General features: G+C 61.1%; 15 protein-coding genes. 7 read left to right on the top strand and 8 right to left on the bottom strand.

The annotated features are described in order from the left end of the window. Positions 1–81: 81 nt before the first annotated feature. Positions 82–825 carry a signal peptidase I gene (gene lepB, locus ACBG85_RS26405; RefSeq protein ID WP_372025428.1) on the bottom strand — a complete coding sequence of 248 codons (744 nt, stop codon included), beginning with the start codon at positions 823–825 and terminating at the stop codon, positions 82–84. Positions 826–1,250: 425 nt separating this feature from the next. Here lepB and ACBG85_RS26400 point away from each other — a divergent pair, with 425 nt between their 5' ends. Then, a complete protein-coding gene (locus ACBG85_RS26400; RefSeq protein WP_042446385.1) occupies positions 1,251–2,732 on the top strand; it encodes an anion permease in 1,482 nt (493 codons plus the stop codon). A 3-nt stretch (positions 2,733–2,735) separates the two neighbouring features. On the opposite strand, the gene ACBG85_RS26395 is transcribed toward ACBG85_RS26400, so the two are convergent. Genes ACBG85_RS26395 through ACBG85_RS26385 form a run of 3 tightly spaced genes read right to left on the bottom strand, consistent with a single transcriptional unit; the run spans position 2,736 to position 6,184 of the window. Beyond that, complete coding sequence (locus tag ACBG85_RS26395; protein WP_372025426.1) at positions 2,736–3,485, bottom strand: succinate dehydrogenase/fumarate reductase iron-sulfur subunit; 750 nt, start codon at positions 3,483–3,485, stop codon at positions 2,736–2,738. Then, on the bottom strand, positions 3,482–5,434 hold the full coding sequence (locus ACBG85_RS26390; RefSeq protein ID WP_007730764.1) for a fumarate reductase/succinate dehydrogenase flavoprotein subunit: 1,953 nt from the start codon (positions 5,432–5,434) through the stop codon (positions 3,482–3,484). Before ACBG85_RS26390 ends, ACBG85_RS26395 begins: the two co-directional genes overlap by 4 nt. Then, positions 5,435–6,184 (bottom strand): succinate dehydrogenase cytochrome b subunit, encoded by a 750-nt coding sequence (locus ACBG85_RS26385; RefSeq protein WP_166502754.1) that lies wholly within the window; start codon positions 6,182–6,184, stop codon positions 5,435–5,437. Positions 6,185–6,340: 156 nt separating this feature from the next. Here ACBG85_RS26385 and ACBG85_RS26380 point away from each other — a divergent pair, with 156 nt between their 5' ends. Further along, entirely contained in the window at positions 6,341–7,669 is a 1,329-nt protein-coding gene (locus ACBG85_RS26380) for a lipase family protein (RefSeq protein WP_372025424.1), read from the top strand. Then, the gene (locus tag ACBG85_RS26375; RefSeq protein WP_030536061.1) at positions 7,666–8,922 is read left to right on the top strand and encodes a Tat pathway signal protein; all 1,257 of its coding nucleotides are present in this window, start codon (positions 7,666–7,668) and stop codon (positions 8,920–8,922) included. Before ACBG85_RS26380 ends, ACBG85_RS26375 begins: the two co-directional genes overlap by 4 nt. A 52-nt stretch (positions 8,923–8,974) precedes the next feature. On the opposite strand, the gene ACBG85_RS26370 is transcribed toward ACBG85_RS26375, so the two are convergent. Together ACBG85_RS26370 and ACBG85_RS26365 are read right to left on the bottom strand one after the other, a co-directional pair. After that, on the bottom strand, positions 8,975–10,351 hold the full coding sequence (locus tag ACBG85_RS26370; protein ID WP_217017976.1) for an MFS transporter: 1,377 nt from the start codon (positions 10,349–10,351) through the stop codon (positions 8,975–8,977). A 52-nt stretch (positions 10,352–10,403) separates the two neighbouring features. Continuing rightward, a complete protein-coding gene (locus tag ACBG85_RS26365; RefSeq protein ID WP_042446375.1) occupies positions 10,404–11,279 on the bottom strand; it encodes an SGNH/GDSL hydrolase family protein in 876 nt (291 codons plus the stop codon). Positions 11,280–11,415: 136 nt separating this feature from the next. On the opposite strand from ACBG85_RS26365, the gene ACBG85_RS26360 reads away from it, so the two are divergent. The 3 genes from ACBG85_RS26360 to ACBG85_RS26350 are packed head-to-tail and all read left to right on the top strand — an operon-like array spanning position 11,416 to position 14,071. After that, the gene (locus ACBG85_RS26360) at positions 11,416–12,699 is read left to right on the top strand and encodes a CdaR family transcriptional regulator (protein ID WP_003943177.1); all 1,284 of its coding nucleotides are present in this window, start codon (positions 11,416–11,418) and stop codon (positions 12,697–12,699) included. A gap of 60 nt (positions 12,700–12,759) precedes the next feature. Further along, positions 12,760–13,287, top strand: coding sequence for a hypothetical protein (locus ACBG85_RS26355; protein ID WP_372025421.1), 528 nt, complete (start codon positions 12,760–12,762; stop codon positions 13,285–13,287). Between the two features lie 55 nt (positions 13,288–13,342). Next, entirely contained in the window at positions 13,343–14,071 is a 729-nt protein-coding gene (locus tag ACBG85_RS26350; protein ID WP_083056372.1) for a YdcF family protein, read from the top strand. Between the two features lie 2 nt (positions 14,072–14,073). On the opposite strand, the gene ACBG85_RS26345 is transcribed toward ACBG85_RS26350, so the two are convergent. Next, complete coding sequence (locus ACBG85_RS26345) at positions 14,074–14,982, bottom strand: AraC family transcriptional regulator (RefSeq protein WP_065351532.1); 909 nt, start codon at positions 14,980–14,982, stop codon at positions 14,074–14,076. 175 nt (positions 14,983–15,157) lie between these two features. On the opposite strand from ACBG85_RS26345, the gene ACBG85_RS26340 reads away from it, so the two are divergent. Next, positions 15,158–15,850, top strand: coding sequence for an alpha/beta hydrolase (locus ACBG85_RS26340; RefSeq protein WP_083056374.1), 693 nt, complete (start codon positions 15,158–15,160; stop codon positions 15,848–15,850). A gap of 54 nt (positions 15,851–15,904) precedes the next feature. Here the strand turns inward: ACBG85_RS26340 and ACBG85_RS26335 are convergent, their stop codons facing one another. After that, positions 15,905–16,336, bottom strand: coding sequence for a MarR family winged helix-turn-helix transcriptional regulator (locus ACBG85_RS26335; protein ID WP_003942924.1), 432 nt, complete (start codon positions 16,334–16,336; stop codon positions 15,905–15,907). Between the last annotated feature and the right edge of the window lie 102 nt (positions 16,337–16,438).

Here is a 16,438-nt window from a genome sequence, read left to right as displayed (position 1 = left end):
ATGCGCTCGATGATCGTCCGAAAGCGGATCCATGTCGACTGTGCCGTCCGAAGATGCAGGCCGCCTGGTTGATTCGATCTGTCACTGCGGATCGAACGAGCTCACAGTTCCCCACCGTGAGAAGGGAAGGACGATCAATTGAACCTTGCCGATGACATTGTCGATCGGCACCGTTCCACTGTGTTCGTCATCGAGATGGAAACGTGAATCCTTCGAATGGGCGCGGTTGTCGCCCATCACCCACAGGTTCCCGTCGGGAACCGTGACCGGCCCGAAATACCTTCCTTGACAAGAGGTATCGTTGCCCGGAATGCGCTTGTCGATGTACGGCTCGGTCAGCGGCTTGCCGTTCACCCGAAGCCCCTCTTCCTCGGACAGGCACTGTACGGTTTGGCCACCGACCGCGACTACCCGCTTCACGAGGTCGTTTTCGTCCGGCGGGACCAAGCCGACGATGGACCCGAGTCCCTGAAACGTGCGAACAATCGAATTGTCGGATCGAATGGATTTGTACTCGTCGTTCCAGGACTCGGGTCCCTTGAACACGACCACATCCCCAGGTTGCGGATCCCCGAATCGATAGCTGATTCTGTCGACGAGGATCTTGTCTCCCGTGCAGCCGGTGCATCCGTGAAGTGTCGGTTCCATGGACTCCGACGGGATCAGAAAGATGCGTCCGACGAAGTTCTGAATGACAACACTCAGGACAAGTGCGACGACAACGAGGATCAGAATCTCACGCCACAGTGGACGTTTTCTCGGGTGATCGGCCACTGCCGATTCAGTGGAGTCGGTCGAGTCCTCGTGGGCGTCGGATTCCGTCACACTCCCGACAATAGATGGCGCAACCACTCGTCGGCCCGATACGAATCTTCTCGGTTCGTGGGTCTGTCTGTCGGCTGACATGCTTCGGAATTGGATCACATCACGCGCGAAGATCCGGTCGAGGTCGGCAATCCGCGCAGTCCTGACCCAAACATCGTGCCGACGAATACCTTTCGAAGAATCAGGTTGAACAACTCTCCGAGATTCAAGCGTGCAGCACGCCCGCGCCTCTGTTGATCGATTGGCACAATCTTTTGCGAGATGGGCATTCTCCCACTGAAGCGTCGGTGCGAGACAGCGCCTCGTGAGGACGACTGTACTTCCGGGCATTTTCTCTCGAACTTGGATTGACCGCACGAAAACCTGATGTTTGGGGGACAATCATCTGGGGCGATCACCTGGGGCGACAAGTCGAGGAGATGCAAATGTCCGAGGCCAAATCCGAAAGCACTGAGTCTTTTTCTGAGACGACACCGCCGGCGGAGCCGTCGAAACAATCGGTGCTCAGGCGGTACTACCCGGCTGCGGTGCCCGTCGTCCTCGGCTTGATCATCTATTTCATGCCTGTTCCGGACGGTGTGGATCCCAAGGGCATGCACATGCTCGGAATCTTCGTCGGCACCATCGTGGCGTTGATCTTGCAGCCTCTGCCGACGGGTTCTGTGGCGCTGGTAGGCCTGTCGATCGCCATGATCACCCAGACCGAGACGCCGACGGAAGCGTTGTCCGGCTTCAGTAACACCACGATCTGGCTGATTGTCGCATCGTTCTTCATTGCCGAGGGCTTTCTGGTCACTGGACTCGGCAAACGGGTTGCGCTCATGTTCGTGACCAAACTCGGCAAGTCGAGTCTCGGATTGTCCTACGGAATGGCGTTGACGGACTTGATACTTGCTCCGGCGACACCGTCGAACACCGCCCGCGCTGGTGGCGTCGTCTATCCGATCATCGTCTCACTGAGCAAGTTGGAGGACTCCAATCCCGAGCCCGAGGACTCTCGCAAGAAGCTCGGAGCATATCTGCTGCTCACGTCGCTGCAAGTCAACGTCGTGACCTCCGCGATGTTCATCACCGCCATGGCGGGTAACCCCGTCGCCGTCGATGCGGCTGCCAAGATCGGCATCGACATCTCGTGGGGCAAATGGGCGCTGGCAGCATCGGTTCCGGGAATTGCGAGTCTCATCGCGATCCCGTGGGTGATGTCGAAGATCTTCCCGCCCACGATGTTGAAGACTCCGAAAGCACCCGAGCAAGCCAGGGAGGAACTGCGCAAGGCAGGTCCGATCAGCCGCAACGAGAAGATCATGGCCGCCACCTTCGTTCTGCTGCTGGTGCTCTGGTGCCTGGGCTCGCAGCTCAACGTCAATGCCACTACAACAGCATTCGTCGGAATCGGCATCCTGTTGGTGACCAAGGTGCTGACGTGGAACAACCTGGTCCACGACACCGGGGCGTGGCAGACGCTCGTGTTCTTTGCCGTTCTGGTCGGTATGGCAAGCCATCTCGAAGAACTCGGCGTGATCTCGTGGATCGGAACCCAGGTCTCCTCGAGCGTCGACGGTTTGCCGTGGATCTGGGCTTTTGCGATCCTGACCTTGGTGTACTTCTACGCGCACTATCTGTTTGCGTCGAACACCGCGCAGATCGTCGCGATGTACGCGGTGTTTCTCGGCGCGGCGGTGGCAACCGGTGCGCCGCCGCTGTTCTCGGCCCTGGTGTTCGGCTTCATCGGCAGCCTGTTCGGCGGTATCTCGCACTACGCGTCCGGTCCGGCCGGAGTGATCTACGGTTCCGGATACATCAAGACCTCGGAGTGGTTCCGAATCGGTTTCGTGATGAGCGTCGTGATCATCCTGATCTGGACGATCATCGGCGGCGCGTGGATGAAGCTGATCGGCGCCTGGTGACGATCAGTTGTCCTTGCGCCGCAATCCGAATCGCATCGATTCCTTGTTGACAGCGGCAATCGCGGTCAGCGGTATCTCCGCGGGACACACCTGCGCACATTCACCGTAGGTCGAGCACGGCCCGAAATCGGCCTCCATCTGGTGCGACATCGCTCGGGCCCGCTTGCCACGTTCGTTGCGGCCCTGCGTGACGAGAGACAGGTGGGTCAGTTTGGACCCGGTGAAGAGGTGCGCGGCACCGTTCGGGCAGGCTGCCACGCAAGCGCCGCAGCCGATGCACGCGGCGAAGTCCAGTGCAGCTTCGGCACTTTGATGCGAGAGCGGCTGACTGTCTGCGTCCGGCGCGGTTCCTGCATTGACCGAAACGTATCCACCGGCTTCGAGCACCCGGTCGAGCGCAGAGCGATCGACGACGAGGTCGCGGACCACTGGAAAGGCTGCGGAGCGGAACGGCTCCAGTTTGATTCGGTCACCGTCGGAGAAGCTACGCAGGTGCTGACGGCACGTGGGAGTGTTCGCAACCGGTCCATGGGGAACATTGTCGACCGTGATGCCGCAGGACCCGCAGATCCCTTCTCGGCAGTCGGAATCGAAGGCGATGGGTTCGTTGCCGCTCTCCACGAGTTGGTCGTTGAGTCGGTCGAGGAGCTCCAGCAGCGACATCTCCTCCGTCGCGTCGTCTATTTGGTAGGTGTCGAATGCGCCGGACGACTCAGGTCCGGATTGGCGCCACACGTCCACGGTGATTTTCATACGTAGTTCCTCGTCTGCAGTGGAACAGCGGTGAAGGACAACGGCTCGTCGTGTCGAACGTGTCTGCCGTCCTGGGCGGTTTCCCACGCGGAGACGAAGCACCAGTCCTGATCGTTTCGCTGCGCTTCGCCGTCGGGAGTCTGATGTTCGGCACGAAAGTGCGCTCCACAGGACTCGTCACGATCGAGAGCATCGACGCACATCAGTTCGGCGAGCTCGAGGAAATCGGCTACCCTGCCGGCCCTTTCCAACTCCTGGTTGAACTGGTTTCCGCTGCCGGCAACTCGCAGGTTCGACCAGAAATCGGTTCGCAGTGCGCGGATTTCGGCGATCGCCTTGGTCAAGCCCTCGGCCGTTCGGGTGACACCGCAACCCGCATAGAGGATCTCGCCCAGTTGTCGATGGAACCTGTCGGGGCCGTGTGTTCCGCCGACCGAGAGCAGCAGGTCCACCCGACCCCTCACGTCAGTGAGCGTCGACGTCACAGCGGGATCGGACAGTTCGAGTGGAGTGGATCCGAGTAGCGGTGCAAGATAATTCGGAATCGCGTACGGGAGGGTGAACCAGCCGTCGACGCATGCCGAGAGCAACGAATTGGCGCCGAGGCGGTTGGCCCCGTGGTATCCCCAGCCTGCCTCACCACCGACGAACAAGCCGGGGATGGAGGTCATCTGGTCGTAGTCGTTCCACAGTCCTCCCATGGTGAAGTGGGCTCCGGGGGCGATGCGCATCGGCACCGTATAGGGGTCTTCGCTGGTGGCGTCGCGATACATCGAGAACAGATTTCCGTATCGCTCCTCGATGGTCTTGCGGCCGAGCCGTGCCAACGCATCGCGGAAATCCAGGTACACACTGTTTTTCAGAGGGCCGACGCCGTGACCGGAGTCGATTTGCTCGCGGGCGGCCCGTGAAGAGACGTCGCGGGGAGAGAGGTTCCCGAACGCCGGATATTTGCGCTCGAGGTAGTAGTCGCGTTCGTTTTCGGGAATGTCGCCGGGCTCACGATCGTCTCCGGGCTTGGCCGGTACCCAGATCCGGCCGTCGTTGCGCAGGGATTCGCTCATCAGAATGGTTTTCGACTGCCACTCGGAGTTGACGGGAAGTGCCGTCGGATGGAATTGGATGAACGAGGGTGAAGCCATCAACGCACCGCGTCGGTGCGCTCGCCAGGCGGCCGTGGCGTTGGAATTCTTCGCAAGTGTGGACTTGTGGAATACGGTTCCGTAGCCGCCGGATGCCAGTACGACGGCATGGCCTGTGGTGGCGCCGATCTCACCGGTCACGAGATCGCGTGTGACTATCCCTTGTGCTCGCCCGTCCGAAACGATGAGATCGAGCATCTCGGTTCGGGTGTGTAGGTTGACCGTTCCGGCTGCGATCTGACGTTGCAGTGCCTGCGACGACGCTATCTGCAACTGCTGGCCTGTCTGCCCGCGCGTGTAGTACGTGCGCGACACCTGAACGCCGCCGAAGGATCGGGTGGCCAGAGTGCCGCCGTACTCGCGAGCAAACGGTGCCCCGATGGCATTCATGTGATCGATGACGCGTACGGATTCTTCGGCGAGACGGAAACAGTCGGCCTCACGGCCCCGGAAATCACCGCCCTTGACGGTGTCCTTCACGAAGCGGGCGAGACTGTCGTTGTCCACTTTTCGAGCGCGAGCAGCGTTGATGCCTCCTTGCGCGGCGACACTGTGTGCACGGCGGGGTGCATCGTGGAAGGTGAAGGACTCGACGTGGTAGCCCAGTTCACCGAGGGAGGCGGCGCAGGCCGCGCCGGCGAGGCCGGTACCGACGACGATGACCGTGAACTTGCGCCGGTTGAGTGGGCTGACGAGCTTGTAGTCGAGTTTGCGAGTGGGCCAGGCCGTCGCCGGATCGCCGGCCGGGACCTTACCGTCCACCGGTGTCCCGATGCTGCGCAGATCGTCGAGTTCGAAGCTGTTCACTTATGACGCTCCTGTCTTCGAGATGGCGCCGGTCATGACCGCGATGGGGATCGACATGTTTCCGACCATCACGACGAGCGCAAAGATTCCGGAGAGTGCAACGCCAATCTGGCGCAGTCGTTGGCCGGTCACGCCGAGATCGTTGACCGCGCTCCAGAGCCCGTGCGCGAGGTGCATTGCCAGCAGAGCCATCGCGACGATGTAGAACGCTGCCACCAGCGGACGCTCGAAGCTGGCAATCAGATTGTCGTATGCGTAACTCTGTGTGCGCGTGGCCGCTTCGTACTCGCTGCTGCCGATGGGTCGGGTTCCGGTCGTGAGGTCGAGTATGTGGAAAAAGACGAACAGCAGCAGCACAGCTCCGGTGACGGGCATCGTGCGCGCTGTAAAGGACTTGATTCCCAGACCTTTACGTCGAAATTTTCCTCGAGCTCGGCGTCCGCGGACGGTGAGCAGCCAGGCACACCAGACGTGTGCGACCAATGACGCGAGCAAGACGATGCGAAGAATCCACAGAAGTCCCTCGTAGGGCAGGAAGGGTTCGAACACCGTTCGTAGCCAGTGTGCGTAGTCGTCGAAGTGATCGGCACCGGTGTAGACCTTCAGGTTTCCGATCATGTGGACGAGAACGAAAGCGGCGAAGATCAGTCCTGTCACGGCCATCAGAATCTTGCACGTGATGTTGGACGGCCGCGGTCGAGCTTGGAGTGAATCGCCGGTAGCTCGCGATACACGGGTCGGAGCACTCACAGACAAACCTCCCACGCCAGACTTGCCGGACAGGTGCCGTCAGCCTAAGCCCGATCGAGGTTTTCGGCCAACGGATGGGTGCCCGACTTGTCTGTTAATGCAGGTGAATGGGAGTGTAGGGGTGCTCATTACCCGAAAGTAAGGAACTCGTGAACGATGTTTGACTCGACGTGGCGACGGTGGTCATGGCGCGCCGGAACGGCATCGGCCCTGGCAGTGGCCTTGTTTGCGGTGGGGTCGCCGGCTGGTGCGCAGGAGACCGTCGACCTGGCCGACGTGTTCAACCCGTTGGTCGTGAAGGCACTCCAAGGCGCTGACATTTCCACCGAATTGACTCCACTCGGGCTCTCGTCCGATGATCCGTGGTTCGACGAACCCGAAATCGAGCCGGGTACCGCCCCCGGCACACTTCTCAAAGCGCGTCCGGTCAGCGTGCAGGTCTACCAGGTCCGCCCCGACGTGGTCTCGGCTCACCAACTCATGTACACCACCACTGATCACTTCGGTCGGCAGGTGATCAGCACCGGAATTCTGATGATTCCCGAGGACGGAACTGTGCCAGGTGATCGCAAGATCATCGGATACGCCGAGGCGAACGACAGCCTCGGCGCGAACTGCGCACCAAGTCACCAGTGGACCGGCGGCAATCAGAGCGACCCGGCGATGTTCTCGGCGCTCGGCCCGGTGGCTCAGATGTTCGGCCACGGCTGGGCAGTGATGATGAGCGACGTCGGCAACGACGGCGACACTGCTCCCCATCCGTTCTCGATCGGACAGTTCTCAGGGAAGGCAACGCTCGACGGCGTTCGGGCAGCACTCGCGCTTCCGGAAGGCGGCCTCGAATCAGACACCCCTGTCGGCATCTACGGTGTCGCCGGAGGCGGTGTCGCAGCGGGCTTTGCCGCGGAACAGGCCCATGATTATGCGCCGGAACTGAACGTCCAGGCCAGTGCCATTCAGGCGATGATGATCGACCCGGCAACGTTCGAGGAAACAGCGGCCGGTGGGATCGGTTCCGGATTCGTCTTCTCGAGCATTCTCGGATTCGACGCGGGCTACCCCGACGTTCGGCTCGACGATCATCTGACTCCGATCGGTCACAACGTCGCCGCAGCCTTCCGCGCGTCCTGCCAGGCGCTCTACCTCGGACTCCCATTCGTTCCGTTCGACGTCCTACTCACCAACCCTTCGCCCCGAACGATCCCTGCGCTGGCCGCGGCGTACGCGGACAACACGTTGGGAAAGCAGGCGCCGGCTTCCAAGCTTCTGATTTCTTCCTGTGAGGACGACTTTCTCGTTCCCTTCAGTGAGGCAGAGCAATTGGCGCAGACATATCGAGCAGACGGCGGCAACGTGGACCTGCTCCCGTCGCAGTGCGGGCCGCTCGATTACGTGACCAACCTGTACAAGACGGTGACCGATCAGCTGGGTATGCAGGACATCGCCTGGCTGGCAAAGACGTTCGACGAAGCCGAGGGACGATGAGCTTGCGGAAGTCTCTGACGCGCAGGGATTTTGCGCGCACGGTTCTCGTTGCTTCGGCAGGTATCGGCGGTGCCGTCGTACTGGGAGGCAGGGCGTCCGCGGGTACTGGTGAGCTCGACAGGTACCTCGACCTCGAAGCAGTGAACGCAAACGCCGAAGCCACGGGCGGTCTGCATCCTTCTCTGCCATCGGATTCCGCGACGCTGCGGTCTTTGGTGGATACCGCCCGAGCCTCGGGAGTGGATCCGCATCGCTATCAGACACTGCTCAAGCAGTACTGGCTCGCGGTCGGGACGGAGTCGGCAGGTATCGATCTCGCTTCGTGGACTCCGTTCGACGGTGTGCACGCGAATCTCGGAAACCTCACCAACACTTTCCAATTCTACGAGCGACTCCAGCTCGAGCATCGAGAGCTGCAGTGGGCAGGTATGGGAGGAATGGTCGGGCCCGCTTTCGCCGGTGGACTCCTCGACTTGGACTACGGGCGGGTTGTGCTGGAAGTCCAAGCGATCAGCGAGGCGATGGCACTGGTGTGGCGAGAGATCGACCGCATCGGGGCGCCGGTTGCATCGTCGATGGGAGCGCCCGAGGACATTGCGGCACTTCTCCAGGTCGGCCACGAGATTCGCCCCGAGGACGTGATGTGGTTCCAGGGGAAAGTGATTGCAATGAGCAAACACATCTTCTCGGACCTGATTCCCATGCACATGGCGTGGGTTCACGACGGTGTCGACGGCATCGCCGAACTCGATCGCGCAGGGCTGCTCGACGAGAACGCCCGTATCGCGTGGAACAACATTGCCTCGGGGACACCGGAATCGGTCTTCGACGGCAATGTGCGTCTGCTGCGAAGGGAGCAGTACCAGTCGGTGGGTGATCAGTGGGACGAGGCGAAGGCCTACCGCGGTAGCGTTGGTCGCTCGTTGACTTACCTGACCACCTTCGCCGCATCACCGTCGATGCCTGGCGTCGTGCCGCCACGCGAGTCGAACCCGCTCTCGTTCGAGGTGGGCAATGCTGTTGTGCAAACGCCGCTTCCGGACTTCAACTGGGCGGACCGGGATGGTCGTTGGACCTACATCAACGATCAGTTGCTCCCGGTCTACAACAACCTGATGAAGAATCAACCGGAACTGTGGCGAGCGACGCTGGCCGCGCCCGTCTCCGTTCGGATAACCGAGCAGCGAATGATCGCTCGCTTGCCGGACATGTTGCGGTCCATGTTGTCGACTCTGGCGATTACGGTCAACTGAACTCGGCGGTGGCGGGGCCTCAGGGTCCCGCCACCGCCCGTGAACTTGTCGGTCAGGCCTGGCTCAGCTCCGCTTGCATGCGCGCGGAGTCCTTGCCGACAGTGCGGGTAGCCAGGTAGATGAATACCGCGGTGAGTGCCAACATGATCGGCACGAGATACATGGCCGAGTTCAACCCGTCGCCGGCGTACTGAGCCAACTTCCCGGTACCGGCATCTGCAAGCGCACGCTTGGCGAACCAGTCCGAGATCGCTCCAACGGCAACCGGTCCGGAGAATCCGCCGAGAAGGTACATGGCAGCGAAGAACAACGCAGTCGCAGTGCCGCGGAGCCTGGGAACCACGACGTCGTGAATGGCAGGGTAGACGCTGATGTAGAAGCCGTAGGCCAGAAGCCACCCGGCCGAGAACAAGAGCGTGAACATCACGACGTTTCCGCCGTGTTGCAACAGTGCCAGCGCCGTCAAAGGTGCCGCCAATGCCGAGGTTCCGACACCGATCATCAACCGTGCGCGCGGTGAGCGTGCGCTGGCCTTGTCCGCGTAGCGAGCGCCGAGAAGCAATCCGATCAGGCCCGTGATTCCGACGATGATGCCCGTGACCGATGCCGCCGCAGTCAGCTTCAGGTGGTACTGGCGCATGAGCAGTGGGACGACAAACGAATTCACTGCGTAGGCGGCGAAGTTGAACGTCAGCCCGGCAAGGATGAGCCAACGAAGCGTGGGAATTGCGAGCAGACGACGGATCGGGCGGGTGATCGGTGCCTGTGAAACAGCGGCTGCGCGGGCCTCCGGACTTTCGGAACCACCACGAACCGGATCTGCCATGCGGTAGAGCACGACTGCCAGCAGGACACCGGGAATCGCCGCGAGGAAGAACGGTGCACGCCAGCTGTCGAATGCCTCGGCGATCTTGCCGACGGTGAAGTAGGCGAGCATGAGGCCAACTGGCAAACCGAGCATGAAGACACCAAGTGCGCGTGAGCGTCGTTCCGCCGGGTAGATATCGCCGATCATCGAGTTTGCTGCGGGTGTGAAGGTCGCTTCGCCCACACCGACGCCGAGACGCGCGAGGATGAACAGCACGTAGCTGCCGGCGGCACCGGTTGCTGCCGTCAGTCCGCTCCACACCAGGAGTCCGATCCCGATGATCTTGGGACGGTTCTTCGTGTCGGCCAACCGGCCCAGAGGCAGTCCTGCGACTGCGTAGACGAGGGTGAATGCAGAGGTGATCAATCCCAATTGCAAGTCACTGAGCGAAAACTCGTTCTTGATCGGCTCGGCAACGACCGAGGGGATCGCCCGGTCGAAGAAGTTGAGCATGTTCGCGAGAAACAGGGCGACGAGTGTGCCGCCGAGAAGTTTGTCACGTGTTCCGACAGGGGCGCCGTCGACGGACGGCAGCGGCGGAGCGTCTCGTTGAATTGACATGATTGTTCCACCCTTTTCGCGAGTGCTGAATGAATTGTGCTGGGGGAGAAGCTCAGGACAGAGCGTCGGCGACCGTTTTCCCGATCGCCTGCATCCCGGCCGCAGTGGGATGCAGTGGAACCGCCGGCTGGGTAGGGACGATTCCCGTGTAGTAAGCAGTGGCAGGGTCCGTGCAGATGTCATGCCCGGCAGTGGTTTCGGTGATGTCGATGTACTCGACGCCGTGACGGGCCGCAGTTGCTGCCATGACCGTGTTGCCGTAGTCGATCACACTCTGGAGATAGTCGGCGTCGCGCGGCCAGAACGGCTGAGTGCCGGGGCAGCCGCCACCACGGATGTATGTTCCGTATCCGACCACGACGATGCGCGCCGAAGGTGCTCGATCCTGCGCGACTTCGATCATGGAACTCCAACCTGTGGACGCATTTTCGATCATTTGTCGCTGTTGATCGACGCCACCGGAGGTGAACTTGTCACGGCAGGACGTTCCGGCGGGTTCGGGGAGTGGATTGACGCAACTCAGAACTGTCGGGAACAACGAGATGTCGTTGGCACCGATGGTGATGGTGACGAGGTCGGTATCAGGCCCCAATGCTGTTGCCTGCGGTGATACTTGACCGGAGAACGTCGATTGTGCGGTGTCCGTGACGTTGGCGGATCGCGCCGACGAGCAGGTCATATCCGTGAGTTGAGCGCCGAGTTCTCGCGCCACCACGGACGGGTAGTTGTCGAGTGATCGTAGACAGCCCGGTGACGACGAGTCCTGCGCGGTGACCAGTGGGCCGGCCGCCGCGGAATCGCCGAGCGCGACGTACTGGATAGTGCTGACCGGTGTCTCGGCACTCGACACACCGGTCCCGAGAGCCGCGATCGAACCGGCAGCCACGACGCCTGCCAGAATGGCTGCGCTGCGCGTTTTCCACGTCACTCGAGGCTCCTCTTGGTCGAAGGTGGGACTTCCAGTTACGCCGCTGATTGTGAATTCGTGAGTGGCGTGGGTTACATAGTGATAGGAAAAAGGCAGGTCGGCCTTGTGGTGGCAATTCAATTCTGTGGAGGGTTTTGTGTCAGGAAACAAAGATCTGCCGTTCGAGCCGATCCTGGTTGGTGGCAGATCTCTGGCCGACCGACTGGCGCAACGCACCCATCCACTGGTCATTGAGACAGTCGATCTGGTCCACCGCGACGTCACCTTCTACCGGTTGCTCCCTGACGAGGCATTGCGTAACGACGTCACCACCATCGTGAGGCGCAATCTGGAGCTGTTCATTTCGATGCTGCGGACCGGCGCCGATCTGGCGCCCGAGTTGCTCGCCGACATCAGCGAATCGGCTCGCCAACGGGCTCAGGAATTGGTTCCGCTCGGTGAGGTGCTGCGGGCATATCACCTGGCTGCCGGGCTGTGGTGGGAGACCATCAGCGAATGGGCGGTCCCGGAAGACGGTGTCGCACTTGCCCGCACCGGACGACTCTTGAATGCATACACCGCGGCCTCCGCGTCGGCGGTTCTTGCCGGCTACGGTTCCGACCACGCCACCCAGACGGACGAGGATTCTGCGCGAAGGTCATTGTTCGTAGCACTTTCGACGGGTGTCGATGTTGATCGGGTCTCCGACGATGTGGGCATCAGGTTGGCGCGCCTGTACTGGGTGGTGGCGCTGCACGTCGAACGGAATGACGACGAGTCCTCGACCGAGGTGGACACTGCCGTCGCCGAGCGGAGAAAGGTGCGCCACCTGCAACGAGAGCTTGATCAGGTGGGGCGTGACAAAGCGCTCGGGGTGCTCGGGAGCAGTGGCGGAGCCGTACTGATTCCTATTGTGGAATCGGAACCCGCTGAGGGGAACTGGGCGTCGAGTCCGCAGTATCTTTCATTGTGTCGACGATTGGGTGATCTCGAGAAGGTCATCGGTGCATCGACGGTTGCCGCCGTACATGTCGCGGCACCGCCGGCAATTCCCGCAGCGGTGTCGCAGGCGCGCGAGGTGCTGAACGTTGCCCGAAAGTACGGCCGTACAAGTGGGGTCGTGCGTCTCGAGGATCTTGCAGTCGAGTATCAACTGACCCGCCCGAGCGCTGCGCTGCCGATCCTCGCAGATGTGTTGTCGCGGTTGGAGTCCGATCCTGCCGTGCTCGAGACGCTCGAATCTTTCATCGACTCCGGATTCGATCGAGCTACCACCGCTCGGCAGTTGCACGTACACCCGAACACGGTCGTGTACCGCCTGCGTAAAGCGAGTTCCCTGACGGGACTTGACCTGTCGTCACCGAAAGATCTTGTACAGGTCACCATGGCGCTGGGAGCGCGTCGCGCGCTCGGAATGGAGGCGGACTCTTCCCAAACGTGATGCGTCTGTGGTTCTCTGTGAACGTGTCTGATTCTCGGATTGGCAATCCGGCCGGGAGACATGGCCAGACTGGGTCAGCTGATGGTGCAACGAGGCGCGTGGCGTGATCAGACGTTGATCGACTCCGCCTACCTCGACGAGTTGTCCGCGCCCTCTCCGTCCAATGGGGGGTACGGCTTCTTGACCTGGGTGAACGCGGGCGAGGACTTCTACTCCGTGAATGCGCCGGTGAGCAAGTATGTTTCGCATCCGGTGTGGCAGAACGCGCCTCGGGATCTCTATCTCCAGGAGTTCTTGCGGCTCGTCGTCGCTTCGATCGTGGACGTTCCACCGGCGCCGTACGTCGGGCCTCCCGTGCATGGGTCGGGTGGTCCGCTCATCGACGATCCGTCACAGCTCGTCGGCTTCGCGAACCCCGAATTGATCTTCGACACGATGGTCGGGACGGGGCGAGCAGGAACACCCGGATGCAACATCGTGATCTGCAACAACGAATTGTTGCCGTTCAGTGTCGCCGACCTGCTCGGGGATGCTGCAGCTCAGATCGGTAACGCGGCAGGCGCGTCGATTCGAGATGCTGGTAGATGACGGTTTCGAACCCGAATTGTTGCCCAATATTTATGTTTAATCTGTGTGACGGTCAGTGAACAGTAAATTTGAGTCAAATGATGCAATCGCGACGAAATGTTCGTTACCGTGGGCTGGACAATCGACAATCTGGGGGTTCGGCTACATGGCAAATGTTCGTAGGTCTCTGACGAAGGGATTGATTGCTGCTTCGGTAATCGCCGCAGCCGGAGTGGGATTGTCGCCGGCGACAGCGAGTGCCGACATCACTCCGACGACGGTCGTCAACGGCATCCTGTCGACGGTGGGCGGCTGCCAAACACCGGTGCGGTCTCTCATTCTTACGTGCACGAGTGCTGAGACGCTGACACGCCAGTCGCCCGTGCTGCTCGACCTCAACCCCGTGGGCACGAACATCGTCGTCTTGGGTGCCGGCCTCTTCGACGACGGCACGATGCGTCCGATGTTGGTCGACCGGCTTCAGGCGGCGCTCCAGCTGGCCCGTCAGTACCCGCAGTCTCCGATCATCACAAGCGGTGGGGCTCCGAAGGCCGGAGTAACGGAAGCCAGGGCGATGCGCGAATGGCTCGTTGCCAACGGCGTCAACCCGGGCCGGATCACCGAAGAGGGAACTTCGTGGTCGACAGTCGAGAATGCGATCAACTCTGCGCGGATTCTCGCCGATCGAGGCGCGACCGGCGTGGTTGTGGTCTCGAGCGCCAATCACGTGGAGCGCGCGATGGTGGACTTCCGCGTTGCAGTTCTCGGCCGGATCCCGGTCGCAGGCGTAATCGCTGCAACCTGACGTCAGTGATTGTGGGAGTTGGACTTTCGCCAGTTCAACGGCGAGGCGTCGAATCGTCGACGGAAGGCGCGGCTGAACGCGGCATCGGATTCGTAGCCGACAGTTATCGCAATGGTTCCGACCGGCTCGGTGGTTTGCACGAGTAGTTCGGCGGCACGGTCGAGTCGGCGCTCGGTGATGTAAGCGCCGGGCGTCTGGCCGACCAGTCGCGAGAAGCGCTCCGCAAAAGACGATCTCGACAGGGTGGACAGCGTCGCCAGTTCGTCGATGGTCCAGTTGCGTGACGGGTCGTTGTGGACGGCCTCGAGGGCCTGCCCGATTCGTGGATCCATTGCTGCGGTCAACCATCCGCCGTTCGATCCGTCCGCTCGAGCCCACGCTCTGAGGATCTGGACGAAGAGAAGGTCGAGAATCCGGGAAACCATCACGGAGGAACCAGGTTTCGGATCGTCCACCTCGGCGCCCAACAGTCGGCTGCTCACCTCGAGCCACTCGACCGGGGTCCCTTGTGTCGCGCGCAGTTCGACGAAGTCCGGCAGAACGGACAGCAGTCGCTGCGCTGCGACGTCGTCGAGTGTGAAAGTACCGAAAAGCCAACATGTTTCGTTTTTCGGGTGCATCGGCATCGCATTCTCGATCGTATGAGCATGCCCATGGGGTAACAGTACGAGTTCCCCGGGGCCGAGTTCGATCGGGGCTTTGCCCTGCGTTCTGATCACGATGTCACCGTGCTCGGCAATGTGAAGTGCTCGCACCCCCGTGGGTACCTCCACGGTGAAGTTCTCGCCGTGGACGCAGCGATGAATCTGATCACCGCGAAGGTGGACGACTTCGAGAACGTGCGAGAGGGTGTCCCGGGTTCGAGTCTCGTCGGTGGTGGGTACGTACCGCTGTGATGATGTTGTCCTCATGGATCGATCACTCCGATGGTCTCGCGCATTCGGCGTTTCTGCACAAAAACTTGGCAATCTGGTCATGGTTATTGATCCAGGATCCCCTTAACGTGGGTAACAGGCAAGGTCTGGGTTTCGAAGGCTTGCCGATCGTCGGATTATTCGTCGCACTGCGTATCTGGAGGAGTTGGTCATGGCAGAGAAGGTAAACATCGTTCTGGTGCATGGAGCCTGGGGAGACGGTTCTCATTGGCGTCACGTCATACCCACCCTGCACAACGCCGGGCATCGAGTGGTTGCGGTCCAGAATCCACTTACTTCGCTCGCCGACGACGTGGACCGGACCAGGAAGTTGGCCGAATCGATGGACGGCCCGACCCTGCTGGTCGGACACTCGTACGGCGGCGCGGTGATCACAGGCGCGGGTCATGCGGAAAACATTGTGGGACTGGTATATATCGCTGCCTTCGCGCCGGACGAGGGTGACAGCCTGGGAAGTATCTTCGCCCGCACGGATCAGCCGGCGGGCGCGGCGAACATCGCGCCGGACGCCGAGGGCTTCTTGTGGATCGCCCCGGACAAGTTTCAGGAGAGTTTCAGTCAGGATCTCGACGACACGGAAGCATTGGTCATGGCGCTGACGCAGAAACCCATTGCGGGTCAGTGCTTCTCGGACCCGTCAGGGCCGCCGGCATGGCGTGGGAAGCCCAGTTGGTATCAGGTTTCAGGGCAGGACCGAATGATTCCGCCGGAAACCGAGCGATGGATGGCAGAGCGTATCGGTGCCCGCGAGATCGAGGAACTCGACGCAGGCCATGCATCCTTGGCGTCCCACCCGCACGAGGTCACCCAGTTGATCCTGCGTGCTGCTGCAGATTTGTCGTGACGGCGTAAATCGTCCGGCTGTTCGAGTGGGCTGCCCATCACGACTAATTTGTCGTCAGTCCTCGGAACTGCCCAGTCGGTGAAGCAGCGCTGTCAGCGTGGTGATGTCGTCCGTATCCCATTTCGCGAGTCGGGCGCGCCAGCGATCTATCTGGTGATTGCGGATGGTCGTGAGCTTCGTTCGCGCCTCAGGGGTCAGAGCTACCAACTTGGCGCGAGCGTCGTCGGGATCGGGGATTCGTTCCACCAGGCCGAGTCGAGCTGCGGCGTCGATTTGCCTGGTCAAGGTGGACTTCTCGATATCGAGGGTGCAGATCAGGTCGGACATCCGCACCGCATCCGAACGGTTCAGGATGACCAGAACCGGGTAGAGCGCCGGATCGAGTTTGGGATGAATTGCGCGCGCATAGGTGCGCGCCTGGGCGCGTCCTCGTTGCCACATGTCGGCAAGTTCCATCTCCAGGCCCGTGATCGGATCTGAAACCACTGTCGTTTCCCCTTTGGTGCGATTCGTTCGGTGTTCATCAAACCAGAAGGGGGGCCGAAGTGATTTGGGTGAAGTCACGCTGAGCGAAAGGTATGTTCGGCG

The sequence above is a fragment of the Rhodococcus sp. NyZ502 genome (assembly GCF_041464245.1).
In the GTDB taxonomy this organism is placed as follows: domain Bacteria; phylum Actinomycetota; class Actinomycetes; order Mycobacteriales; family Mycobacteriaceae; genus Rhodococcus_F; species Rhodococcus_F qingshengii.
The sequence above is the reverse complement of the archived record's forward strand: the minus strand, read 5'-3'. Positions and strand labels throughout refer to the sequence as shown.

What these genes read in the sequence shown, in the direction of transcription:
- ACBG85_RS26370 (WP_217017976.1), bottom strand. Translation starts at nt 10,351, where the DNA reads ATGTCAATTCAACGAGACGCTCCGCCGCTGCCGTCCGTCGACGGCGCC.
- ACBG85_RS26355 (WP_372025421.1), top strand. Translation starts at nt 12,760, where the DNA reads ATGGCCAGACTGGGTCAGCTGATGGTGCAACGAGGCGCGTGGCGTGAT.
- ACBG85_RS26340 (WP_083056374.1), top strand. Translation starts at nt 15,158, where the DNA reads ATGGCAGAGAAGGTAAACATCGTTCTGGTGCATGGAGCCTGGGGAGAC.
- ACBG85_RS26395 (WP_372025426.1), bottom strand. Translation starts at nt 3,485, where the DNA reads ATGAAAATCACCGTGGACGTGTGGCGCCAATCCGGACCTGAGTCGTCC.
- ACBG85_RS26400 (WP_042446385.1), top strand. Translation starts at nt 1,251, where the DNA reads ATGTCCGAGGCCAAATCCGAAAGCACTGAGTCTTTTTCTGAGACGACA.
- ACBG85_RS26345 (WP_065351532.1), bottom strand. Translation starts at nt 14,982, where the DNA reads ATGAGGACAACATCATCACAGCGGTACGTACCCACCACCGACGAGACT.
- ACBG85_RS26380 (WP_372025424.1), top strand. Translation starts at nt 6,341, where the DNA reads ATGTTTGACTCGACGTGGCGACGGTGGTCATGGCGCGCCGGAACGGCA.
- ACBG85_RS26375 (WP_030536061.1), top strand. Translation starts at nt 7,666, where the DNA reads ATGAGCTTGCGGAAGTCTCTGACGCGCAGGGATTTTGCGCGCACGGTT.